8 protein-coding genes are annotated in these 11,970 nt (G+C 69.8%); 1 reads left to right on the forward strand and 7 read right to left on the reverse strand.

Annotation, left to right across the window (positions count from 1 at the left end):
* Window positions 1–17 precede the first annotated feature (17 nt).
* Window positions 18–3,161 (reverse strand): efflux RND transporter permease subunit, encoded by a 3,144-nt coding sequence (locus WCE37_RS11260; protein WP_343279456.1) that lies wholly within the window; start codon window positions 3,159–3,161, stop codon window positions 18–20.
* Window positions 3,162–3,164: 3 nt separating this feature from the next.
* A complete protein-coding gene (locus WCE37_RS11265) occupies window positions 3,165–4,280 on the reverse strand; it encodes an efflux RND transporter periplasmic adaptor subunit (protein WP_343254990.1) in 1,116 nt (371 codons plus the stop codon).
* Window positions 4,281–4,473: 193 nt separating this feature from the next.
* On the opposite strand from WCE37_RS11265, the gene cysK reads away from it, so the two are divergent.
* On the forward strand, window positions 4,474–5,430 hold the full coding sequence (gene cysK / locus WCE37_RS11270; RefSeq protein WP_343279457.1) for a cysteine synthase A: 957 nt from the start codon (window positions 4,474–4,476) through the stop codon (window positions 5,428–5,430).
* Window positions 5,431–5,570: 140 nt separating this feature from the next.
* Here the strand turns inward: cysK and WCE37_RS11275 are convergent, their stop codons facing one another.
* From WCE37_RS11275 to lptF, 5 genes are all read right to left on the reverse strand, one after another.
* Window positions 5,571–6,578, reverse strand: coding sequence for a class I fructose-bisphosphate aldolase (locus WCE37_RS11275; protein WP_343279458.1), 1,008 nt, complete (start codon window positions 6,576–6,578; stop codon window positions 5,571–5,573).
* 219 nt (window positions 6,579–6,797) lie between these two features.
* A complete protein-coding gene (gene pyk / locus WCE37_RS11280; RefSeq protein WP_343279459.1) occupies window positions 6,798–8,264 on the reverse strand; it encodes a pyruvate kinase in 1,467 nt (488 codons plus the stop codon).
* A gap of 120 nt (window positions 8,265–8,384) precedes the next feature.
* Window positions 8,385–9,560 (reverse strand): phosphoglycerate kinase, encoded by a 1,176-nt coding sequence (locus WCE37_RS11285; protein ID WP_343279460.1) that lies wholly within the window; start codon window positions 9,558–9,560, stop codon window positions 8,385–8,387.
* Window positions 9,561–9,666: 106 nt separating this feature from the next.
* The gene (lptG, locus tag WCE37_RS11290) at window positions 9,667–10,776 is read right to left on the reverse strand and encodes an LPS export ABC transporter permease LptG (protein WP_343279461.1); all 1,110 of its coding nucleotides are present in this window, start codon (window positions 10,774–10,776) and stop codon (window positions 9,667–9,669) included.
* Complete coding sequence (lptF, locus tag WCE37_RS11295; RefSeq protein WP_343279462.1) at window positions 10,773–11,870, reverse strand: LPS export ABC transporter permease LptF; 1,098 nt, start codon at window positions 11,868–11,870, stop codon at window positions 10,773–10,775. The genes lptG and lptF overlap by 4 nt, the downstream gene beginning before the upstream one ends.
* Window positions 11,871–11,970 lie beyond the last annotated feature (100 nt).

Below are 11,970 nucleotides of genomic sequence, written 5' to 3' on the forward strand. Positions count from 1 at the left end.
CGAACGCGGCCGGTGGCTCAGGCGTGTCCGCCGACGCTCGGCACTTCGCGCTGCTGCTTCTCGAGCTCCTGTGCCACCGCTTCCGGCGAGCTCGTGAACGGGGCGAACAGGGTGTACAGGGCCGGCACCACGAACAGCGACAGCAGGGTTGAAAACGCCACGCCCGCGATGATCACCACGCCGATGGTGGCGCGGCTGGCCGAACCGGGGCCGCCTGCCAGCACCAGCGGCAGGGCACCGGCCGCGGTGGCGATCGCGGTCATCAGGATCGGGCGCAGGCGCACGGTCGCCGATTCGACGATGGCCTGGGCGATATTGCGCCCCTCGTCGCGCAGCTGGTTGGCGAACTCGACGATCAGGATGCCGTTCTTCGCGGCCAGGCCGATCAACATCACTACGCCGATCTGGCTGAAGAGGTTGATGGTGCCGCCGGTCATCGCCAGCCCGAGCAGCGCGCCCAGCACGGCCAGCGGAACCGTCAACATGATCACGAAGGGATGCACGAAGCTTTCGAACTGCGCCGCCATCACCAGGTAGACCACCAGCAGCGCCAGGGTGAAGGTCAGCAGCACCGCGCCGCCGGCCTTGGTGAACTCGCGCGACTCACCCTTCCAGTCCACCTGGGCGTAGTCGGGAAGCTCGGTGCGGACGACGTCTTCGAGGAAGGCCAGGGCATCGCCCATCGGATAGCCCGGCGCAAGGCCGGCGGTGATGGTGATTGCACGCATCCGGTTGAAGCGGTTGAGGCTGCCAGCCTCGGCGAGCTCCGACAGCGTCACCAGGTTGGACAGCGGCACCAGCTCGCCGCTGCGCGCACGGACTTCGATCGCGGCCAGGTCGGCGGGCTCGGCGCGGCCGGCGCGGCCGGCCTGCACCAGCACGTCGTACTCCTCGCCTTCCTGCACGAAGGTGGTGACACGGCGGCCGCCCATCATCGTTTCCAGCGCGCGGCCGATGTCGGTGACGCTTACGCCGAGGTCCGCGGCGCGCACGCGGTCGATGTTCACGCGCATCTGCGGCCGCGTTTCCTTGTAATCGGAATCGACCGAGAAGAAGCCCGGATGCGACTCCATGCGCTGCATCACCAGGTCGCGCCAGCCCGAGATTTCCTCGTACTCCGGCCCGCCGAGCACCATCTGGATCGGTTGCCCGCGGCTGCCCACGAGGCCGCCACCCACTCTCGGCTGCGCCTGCACGCCGCTCAAGGTACCGAGTTCGGAGCGCAGCGAATCGGCGACATCGGCCGTGCTCTGCTCGCGCTTGTCCCAGTCCTCGAGGAATACGATCACGTTGCCGGTATGCATCTCCTCGCTTGCGCCCCAACCGCCCGGCGCGCGGGTGTTGTAGCGGCGGATCGCGCTGCCCTCCTCCGCCACGCGCCTGGCGAACACCTTCTCGACCTCCTGCACCTGCTGCACGGTGTAGTCGAAGCCCGCGCCCTCGGGTCCGACGATGGAGACGAAGAACGAGCCGCGGTCCTCGGCCGGCGCAAGCTCCGAAGGCACGACCCGCGACAGGCCCCAGGAGCCGGCCAGACAGGCCAGCATCACCAGCAGCATCCCCGCAAGCACGCGGCGCGGCCGCTGGTCCGCCATCCATGCCAGCGTGCGCCCGTAGCCCCCGGTCACCGCAGCCAGGCGCGCGTTGAACCAGCGGTTGACCGGGTTAGACTTTTCCTCGCTGTGCGGACGCACCATCTTGGAGGCCATCATCGGCGTCAGCGTCAGCGCGACGAAGGCCGACAGCGCGACCGCGCCGGCCAGCGCCACCGACAGCTCGCGGAACAGGCGCCCGGTGTTGCCTTCCATGAAGCCCACCGGCAGGAACACCGCCACCAGCACCGTGGTGGTCGCGATCACCGCGAACGCCACCTGCTTGGTGCCGCGCTGCGCGGCCACCAGCCGCGGCTCGCCCAGGTCCACGCGGCGCTGGATGTTCTCCAGCACCACGATGGCGTCGTCCACCACCAGGCCGATCGCCAGCACCAGGGCCAGGAGGGTGAGCAGGTTGATCGAGTAGCCGAACAGCAGCAGCGGGATGAACGCCGCCAGCAGGCAGACCGGCACCGTCACCGCCGGGATCAGCGCCGCGCGGAAGCTGCCCAGGAACAGCCAGATCACCACCAGCACCAGCGCCATCGCCTCGATCAGGGTCCAGTAGACGCGCTTGATCGATTCCTCGATGAACACCGTATCGTCGTAGGCGACGAAGATGTTCGTGCCCTCGGGCAGCGACTTCTGGATCTCCACCGCCGCCGCGCGCGCCGAGCGGGTCACGTCCAGCGCGTTGGCGGTCGAGGTCTTGACGATGCCCAGGCCGATATTGGGCTGTCCGTTGCTGTGGTAGTACGCGCGCCGCTCGGCGGAGGACAGCTCGATCTCGGCCACGTCGCCCAGGCGCACCACGTATCCGTCGTCGCCCTTGCGCAGCGGCATCGCGGCGAAGTCCTGCGGCTCGACGTAGCTGCGCTCGACGCGGAGCGTGAAGTCGCGGCTGCCGGACTCGATGCGGCCGGCGGGCAGCTCGACGTTCTCGGCGCGCAGCGCGGACTCGATGTCGTTGGGAGTGATGCCGCGCGCGGCCATCGCCGCGCTGTCCAGCCACACGCGCATCGCATAGCGCTGGCGGCCGCCGATCCGCACCTGGGCAACGCCGTCCAGGCTCGACAGGCGGTCGACGATGTAGCGGTCGGCGTAATCGGACAGCTCCAGCGTGTCCATCGTCGCCGAGCTCATGTTGAGCCAGATGATGGTGTCGGAATCGCTGTCGGCCTTCTCGACCTCGGGCGGATCGGCCTCGTCGGGCATGCGGTCGGCGACGCCGCTGATGGCATCGCGGACGTCGTTGGCCGCGGCCTCGATGTCACGGTTCAGCGTGAACTCCAGGGTCACCGACGAGCGCCCGTTGCGGCTGCGCGACTGGATGATCTCGATGCCTTCGATGCCCGAAAGGGCGTCCTCCAGCACCTGGGTGATGCGTGTCTCGACCACCGCCGCGGACGCGCCGGGATAGTTGACGTCCACCGAGACGATCGGCGGATCGATCGCCGGCAGCTCGCGCAGGGTCAGGCGCGAGAACGCCATCACGCCGATGACCATCAGCAACAGGCTCATCACCGTGGCGAACACCGGGCGGCGGATGGAAAGGTCGGACAGCATCATGGCTCAGCCCTCGCCCGATCCGCCGGTTTCGCTGGTATCCACTTCGCCGGCATCCACTTCGCCGCGCCCGGCTTCGACGATCGCGCTGCCGTCGCGCAGCTTGCCGGTGCCGTCGACGACGATGCGCTCGCCGGGCTCGAGTCCGGAGACGATCTCGGCCATGCCGCCGGCGCGCGAGCCGATCATGACGGCGACCTGCTCGACGGTGGCGTCGGGGCGCACCCGGTAGACGAAGGACTCGCGGCCCACCTGGACCACGGCGATCTCGGGTATCAGCAGCGCCTCGCGCTCGGTGCGCTCCAGCTCGATCTGCATCAGCATGCCGGGGCGCAGCAGGTGTTCGGGATTCTCGAAATCGGCGCGCACGCTGAAGGCGCGGCTGGTCGCATCCACGCGCGAACCGACGTTGCTGACCACGCCCTCGAAGCCGCGGCCGCGCCAGGCGGTGCTGGTGCCGGTGATGCGCTGGCCGCTGGCCACGTGCGACAGGTGGGCCTCGGGCACGGGGAAATCCACGTAGACCGATGACAGGTCGTCGAGGGTCGCGATCACGGTGCCGGGCGTGATCAGGGCGCCGGGGCTGACCTGGCGCACGCCAAGCACGCCGGCGAAGGGTGCGCGGACCACCCGGTCGCTGAGATTGGCCTGGATCTGGCGCACCTGGGCCAGCGCGCTGTCGCGGGTGGCACGCTGGGTGTCGAGCGTGGCGCGCGCGATCAGCTGTTGCGCGGCGAGTTCCTGCTGGCGCTTCAGCATGCGGTCCGCCTCTTCCGCGGTGGCGCGGGCAGCGGCCAGCGCGGCCTGCTGCTGCTCGCCGCTGAGCGTGACCAGGGGTGCGCCTGCGGCCACCACGTCGCCGCTTTCGAAATGCACCCGGTCGACGGTTTCACTGACCTTGGCGGTGACCTCCACCGCTTCGCGCGCCTTCACCGTGCCCAACGCGCGGATGCGGTCGTTGAAAGGCTGCGTGGACACCACCGCGGTCGTCACCACCACCGCCGGCGGGCCAGCGCCCTGGCTCTCTGCCTCGCCCCCGGCTCCGCAGGCCACGAGGGCCAGGGCGAGCAGGATGGCGCAACAGGCCTTGGGGCCGGAGCGAAAAATGGGGGCGTCGGACATCGTGGGCAACGGCGGCAAAGGGAAGCCGTGCATTCTATCGACCCGGTGTGTCGGCGACGTATGCCATGAGGCCCGTGCGCGGGATGCGCCGTTCCGGTCAACCGGTGGCGCCCTCGTGCGTTACGGCGCACTCTGGTCCTGCCTCGCGGACAAACCCGGGGACACGTCCCTCCCACGCACCCAGGACGACGCCATGATCCACGAAAACATCCTCGACACCATCGGCGGCACGCCGGTGGTGCGCCTGAATCGCATCGCGCCCGACGGCGTGACGCTGTATGTGAAGGTCGAATCCTTCAACCCCGGCGGCTCGGTCAAGGACCGGCTCGCGCTTGCGATCATCCTCGACGCAGAACAGCGCGGGCTGCTGAAGCCGGGCGACACCGTGGTCGAAGCCACCTCCGGCAATACCGGCGTGGCCCTGGCGATGGTCTGCGCCGCGCGCGGCTACAAGTTCGTGGCCACCATGGCCGAAAGCTTCTCGGTCGAACGCCGCAAGCTGATGCGCGCCTATGGCGCCAAGGTGATCCTGACCCCGGCCGCGGAGCGCGGCACCGGCATGGTGCGCAAGGCCAGGGAGCTGGCCGAAGAGCACGGCTGGTTCCTGGCCGACCAGTTCGCCAACCCGGCCAACCCGGCATACCACCGCAACACCACGGCCGCGGAAATCCTGCAGGACTTCGCCGGCCGCCGCCTGGACCATTTCGTCAGCGGCTGGGGCACGGGTGGGACCCTCACCGGGGTGGGCGAAATGCTCAAGCTGGCCCGGCCCGGAGTCGAAGTCGTGGCCGCGGAGCCGGCCGTGGCCGCCATGCTCCAGGGCGCCGACTTCACCCCCCACAAGATCCAGGGCTGGACCCCGGACTTCATTCCCGAGGTGCTCAACCGCGACGCCGCAGACCGCGTGCTGTCCGTGGCCGACGACGTGGCGATCGCCACCGCGCGAAGGCTGGCGGCGGAGGAAGGAATTTTCGCCGGCATCTCGGCCGGGGCGACCGTGGCCGCGGCATTGGACGTGGCGAAGGGCGCCGACGAAGGCGCGGTGATCCTGGCGATGCTGCCGGATACCGGCGAGCGCTACTTCTCGACCCCGCTGTTCGAAGGCGTCGCCGAGGGCAGCGACGACGACTGGCTGGCCGGCTTGCCCTGATCCGGCCCACCCCCGTGGGAGCGGTTACAGCCGCGATTCCTGTGGAGCACGGGACAGCAAGACATGAAAAAAGGGCGACCCTGCGGGCCGCCCTTTTCATGCTGCTGAAGGCATCGCGGCTGTAGCCGCTCCCACAGCGATCAGCCGCGCGACCACTGCCCCAGCGCCGCCAGGCCGTTGGCCTTGGCACGCTCGTACACGGTGGCCTGCGCCTTGTCGTAGTTGCCGACCAGGTCCTGCGACCACAGCTTCAGCGCGGCCGACTGCATGGCGCGGCCGTAGGAGAACGACAGCGGCCACGGGTTCGGACCCATGCGGTTCATCGCGTCCAGGTGCGCGGTGGCGTCCTCGTCGGACTGGCCACCGGACAGGAACACGATGCCCGGAAGGATCGCCGGCACCGCCGACTTCAGGCACATCAGGGTGGCCTCGGCGACCTCTTCCACCGGCGCCAGCTCGCCGCTGTCCTTGCCCGGCAGCACCATCGAGGCCTTCAGGATCGTGCCTTCGAGGGCCACGTTCTGGTTGTACAGGGCGTCGAACAGCGCGCGCAGGGTGACCTCGCTGACTTCGTAGCAGGTCTCGATGTCGTGGTTGCCGTCGATCAGCACTTCCGGCTCGACCATCGGCACCAGGCCCTGCTCCTGGCAAAGCGCGGCATAGCGCGCCAGGGCGTGGGCGTTGGCCTCGATGCAGGTGCCCGACGGCACGTCGTCGCCGATGTTGATCACCGCGCGCCACTTGGCGAAGCGGGCGCCGAGCTTGTAGTACTCCTCCAGGCGCGCGCGCAGGCCGTCGAGGCCCTCGGTCACGACTTCACCCGGGAAACCGGCCAGGGCGTGGGTGCCCTTGTCGACCTTGATGCCCGGGATCATGCCGTTCTCGGCCATGTACTGGGCGAAGGGCACGCCGTCCTTCGTCTTCTGGCGCAGGGTCTCGTCGAACAGGATCGCGCCGCTGATGTACTCCGACAGGTTGGGCGTGGTCAGCAGCAGCTCGCGGTAGGCGCGGCGGTTCTCTTCGGTGTTCTCGATGCCGACGCCGGCGAAGCGCTTGGCGATCGTGCCGGAGGACTCGTCGATGGCGATGATCCCCTTGCCCGGGGCAACCATGGCGAGGGCGGTTTCGGCAAGCTGTTCGATGCTCATTCTCGGGAACTCCGGGCGGGCGACATGGCCGCCCAGTATAGCCGTTCGGCCCCGCCGGGGGCCTCGGGGATCCCTCGGGGATCCTGTGGGAGCGGCTATAGCCGCGATTGATCCCGATCGCGGCTATAGCCGCTCCCACAAGGGCCGCTCGCACAGGGACTGCTCGCGCACGGACCGCTCAACAAGGGCCTCTTCCACGAAAGAGGCCGGCGGTCTCCTTCAGAGTGTCCCGAGGCCTTGCGCGCCGCCGTCTTCACCGACCTGCAGCAGGCGCAGGGTATTGGTCGCGCCGTGGGTTTCCATGGTTTCGCCGCTGGTGAACACGACGCGGTCGCCGGACGACAGCAGGCCGGCGGCCACCAGCAGGCCCACGGCGTCGCGCGCGGCCTCGCGCGCACCCTGGCCGCGACTGTCATGGGCCACCGCGAACACGTCACGCATCAGGCTCATGCGCCGGCGCGCGCCGGGATGGCGCGAGAATGCATAGATCGGCGCGCTGGAACGGAAGCGCGACAGGAATCGCGCGGTGCCGCCGGATTCGGTCATGGCCACGATCGCGGCCACGCCGATGTGCTCGCTGAGGAACATGGCGCCCATCGCGATCGCCTGGTCGGCGCGCTGCAGCCCGCGCTGGGCCGCCTCGAAATCGGTGTCGTGCTCGAACTGCCTCTCGGCGCCGACGCAGATCCGGCTCATCGCCTCCACCGCCGCCACCGGATACGCACCGGCGGCGGTTTCGGCCGACAGCATCACCGCATCGGTGCCGTCGATCACCGCGTTGGCGACATCGAGCACCTCGGCGCGTGTCGGCATCGGGCTTTCGACCATCGACTGCAGCATCTGGGTGGCGGTGATCACCACCCGGTTGCGGGCCAGGGTTTCGCGGATGATCTTCTTCTGGATGCCCGGAAGCTCGGCATCGCCGATCTCCACGCCAAGATCCCCGCGCGCGACCATGACCACGTCGCTGGCGTCGATGATCGCGCCCAGGTTTTCGATCGCCTCGGCGCGCTCGATTTTCGAGACCAGCGCGGCATCGCAGCCGTGGCTGTGCGCGACCCGGCGCGCCTCGTGCATGTCGTCGGCAGTGCGGCAGAAGGACACCGCGATGAAATCGACGCCGATGTCGGCCGCGACCTTGATCAGCTCGCGGTCGTGTCCGGTGATCGCACCCAGGGACAGGCCGCCGCCCTGCTTGTTCAAGCCCTTGCGATCGGAGAGCACGCCGTCGTTGAGCACCGTGGTGGCGATGGTGTCGCCTTCGACCGACAGCACGCGCAGCTGCACCATGCCGTCATCGAGCAGCAGCACGTCGCCCTCGCCCACGTCACCAGGCAGCCCGAGGTAGCTGACGCCCACTCCGCCGGCGCCCCCCGGGGGCGCGTTCTCGCGGGCATACAGCTCGAAGCGCTCGCCCGCGACCAGCTGCACGCGGCCACCCTCGAAGCGGTCGATGCGGATCTTGGGGCCCGGCAGGTCGGCGAGGATGCCGACCTCGACCCCGGCCCGCGCCGCGGCCTCGCGGACCTCCTGCGCGCGCCGCACGTGGTCGGCCGGCACACCGTGGGAGAAGTTCAGCCGCACCGCGTTGACGCCGGCGCGCACGAGCGCGTCGAGCACGCCCGGCGCGTCGCTTGCGGGACCCAGGGTCGCCAGGATGCGGGTACCACGGCGGTATTCGGACATGCTGGGCCTTGCGCTGGGCGATTGCGGAACGGGCCCCAATGCTAGCCGAGCGACATGGCGATCGGCATGCCCGGCTTCGGCCGGCCGATCCACCGGACCGCGCTTCCGCGCGCGCCCGGGTCAGCCGCCGCGCTGCTCCAGCGCCACGACCGCCGGCAGCGCCTTGCCCTCGAGGAACTCGAGGAAGGCGCCACCCCCGGTGGAAATGTAGGACACGCCGTCGGCGATGCCGTACTTGTCGACCGCGGCCAGGGTGTCGCCGCCACCCGCGATCGAGAACGCCCTGGACGCGGCGATCGCGCGCGCCAGGGTTTCGGTGCCCTTGCCGAAGGCATCGAACTCGAACACGCCCACCGGGCCGTTCCAGACCACGGTGCCGGCCGACGCGATCATCTCCGCATAACGCGCGGCGGTCCCCGGTCCGATGTCGAGCACCATCTCGCCCTCGGCAATGGCGTCGACCGCCTTGACCGTCGCCGGCGCGTCGGCGGCGAAGGCCGGCGCCACCACCACGTCGGTCGGCACCGGGATGTCGGCGCCGCGGGCGCGGGCGTCGGCCATGATCCGCTTCGCGGTGTCGATGAGGTCGGCTTCGTGCAGCGAGCTGCCGACACCGTGCCCCATGGCGGCGATGAAGGTATTGGCGATGCCGCCGCCGACGATCAGCTGGTCGACCTTGCCGACCAGCGACGACAGCAGCTCGAGCTTGGTCGAGACCTTGGAACCGGCCACGATCGCCAGCAGCGGTCGCGCGGGCTCCTTCAGCGCCTTGCCCAGGGCGTCGATCTCGGCCATCAACAGCGGACCGCCCGCGGCCTGCGCCGCCTGCCGGATCACGCCGTGCGTGGACGCCTGGGCGCGGTGCGCGGTGCCGAACGCGTCCATGACGAAGACGTCGCACAGCGCGGCGTAACGCTTGGAAAGCGCGTCGTCGTCGGCCTTCTCGCCGGCGTTCATGCGGCAGTTTTCCAGCAGCACCAGCTGGCCGGGGGCGACCTCGACGCCGTCGAGGTAATCCCGCACCAGCGGCACGTCGCGGCCAAGGAGCTCCGACAGCCGCGCCGCCACCGGCGCCAGCGAATCGGCCTCGCTCCAGCTGCCTTCGGTCGGACGGCCCAGATGCGACATCACCATCACCGCGGCGCCCGCGTCGAGCAGCGCGCGCAGGGTCGGCAGTGACGCGAGGATGCGCTGGTCGGAGGTCACCCGGCCGTCGGCCACCGGCACGTTGAGGTCCTGGCGGACCAGCACGCGCTTGCCGGCAAGGTCGAGGTCGGTCATGCGAAGGATGGACATGGGAAGTGGCCGCCGGGTGTCAAGGGGGCGCCATTGTCGGCGTGTGCGGTGCGGGATTCAAACCCGTCCCAAGCACTTGCGGCACCGGGCTCGCGCGAAGGACGGATCAGCCGCTGCGCCGCCGGAACAGCAGCCACGACACCGTCAGCATCAGCAGCGGCGGTATCGCATAGGCAAGCCGGTAGTCGAAGCCGTAGACCGCCGCCAGCTTGGCCACCTGGTTCTGCAGCATCCAGAACATCAAGGCGAACACCACGCCGATGAACAGCCGGCGCCCGAGCCCGCCGCTGCGCAGCGAACCGAACGCGAACGGCATCGCGGCCAGGCACAGCGCAAGCACGTTGACCGGGTAGAACCAGCGCCCCCAGTAGTGCTCTTCGAACTCGCTGGCATCCAGCCGGTTGCGATGGCGGTAGTCGATGCCCTGGGCCAGGTCACGCGCGGACATGTAGCGCGGGCGGAAGGCACCGCCGGCGCTGGCCGCCAGCGCCACCGCATCCAGCTGCGACTCCCATCGCTCCTCGTCGACGCGGACTTCGGTCACCGCACGCTCCTCGAAGGTCACCCGGCGCACGTCACGCAGCAGCCAGCCGCCGCTGCGGTGTTCGGCGGTGCCGACCTGGGCGACCGACTCGAGCCGGCCGTCATTGTCGAACTCGAACAGGCGCACGTCGTTGAGCTCGAGCCAGGCCTGGTCGCCCTCGCTGCGCTCGCGCCCGTCGCGGGCATTGAGGAAGGTGTTGCCTTCGCGCGCCCACAGCCCCGAGTACTGCGCCACGATCATGTCGCTGGAACGCGCGGCCGCTTTCATCGCATCGGCGGCGCGCTGCGCGCCGGGGCCCAGGGTCTCGCCGCTGAGCATCATCACCCCGGTCAGCAGCGCCAGCGGCACCGCCACCGAAATGCTCAGCCGGCGCCGCGACACGCCCAGTGCACGCAGCGCGGTGAGCTCGGACGATGCCGCCAGCTGGCCCAGGCCCATCAAGGTGCCGATCACCGCGGCCGTCGGGAACATGGTGTAGGCGCGCCGGGGCAGGCTGTAGGCGACGTAGGTCAGCACGCTGACGAAGCCGTACTCGCCCTCGCCCATGTTGTCGATCTCGTCGACTGCCGCCAGCACGGCGTCCAGCCCGACCAGCACCGCCCACACCAGCAGCACGGTCACCGCCACCACGCGGGCCACGTGGAGGTCGTGGATCTTCGGAAACGGCATCATCGCGCTGCCCCCGCGCCGCGGGCGCGGCGCGGCACGCCGACGTGGCCGTCACGGAAATACAGCCAGGTGCCGAAGCCCAGCAGCGGCAACACCAGCCACCACAGCCCCAGCTGCAGCGGGATCTTGCCGTCGGCCAGCCACTTGGTGCCCAGCAACATCAGGTTGATGCCGACCACATAGGCCAGGAATCCGAGTGCGATGCGCCCGTAGCGGGCCTGTCGCGGCGGGCTGCGCGCCAGCGGCACCGCCAGCAGGGCGAAGGCCAGCGCCAGCAGTGGCGGCGCGATGCGCGAATGCAGCTGGGCCCGCGCTTCTGGGCGCGGGTCGCCGAGGAGGGCGATGGTGCTGTCGTATTCGGGATCCTCGTCAGCCGACCGGGTTTCAGCGTCGGGCAGGCGCATCTCGTTGCGCGCGTAACGCATCATCCGGAAGTCCAGCCCCTCGGCCAGCGGGCCCTCGACGCGGAATCCCTCGCCCAGGTCCAGGTAGCGCTCGGCACCGTCGACGGCCAGCCGGCCGTTGCGCGCGGTGGTGACGTCCATGCGCTCCTCGTCCTGGCGGTAGATGAACACCCGGCCCAGGGCCGAACCCTCGCCGGACATCGCGCCCACGTAGACCACGCCGCTGCCGCCGGGCAGCTCGACGAAGCGCCCGGCCTCGAGCCCGGCCAGCAGCAGGTTGCGATTGCCTTCGGCGACCATGCGCTGGGAGTAGTCGTTGGCCCAGGGACCCAGCCACAGCGAACAGGCGCCGATGAAGGCCACCACCGGCAGCACCAGCATCATCAGCGGCCGCAGCAGCCGCCGCGGGCCGACGCCGGTGGCCACCAGCACCGGCATTTCCGAGTCCCGGTACAGCCGGCCCACGGCCAGCAGCAGGCCCAGCATCAGCCCCAAGGGCAGGATCAGGGGCAGGTAGTTGAGCACCTGCAGGCCCAGCTGGGACAGCATCAGCCCCGCCGGGACGCGGCCGCGGGCGATGTCGCCGAGCACGTCGGCGAACACGCCGCCCAGGCTCACGATCATCAGCACCACCAGCGCCGCGAACGTGGATTGGGCGAATTCGCGGAACAGGTAGCTGTCGAGCTTCGGCATCCGTATGCGGCCTTGCATTAGAATCGGGGGTTCGTCCATACACCGTCAGGCCGCGCCAGCATGCTGGCGCCGCGGCGCATCGCCGCATTCTGGACTGCGG

This window comes from Luteimonas sp. MJ250, from assembly GCF_039548455.1.
Lineage (GTDB): Bacteria > Pseudomonadota > Gammaproteobacteria > Xanthomonadales > Xanthomonadaceae > Luteimonas.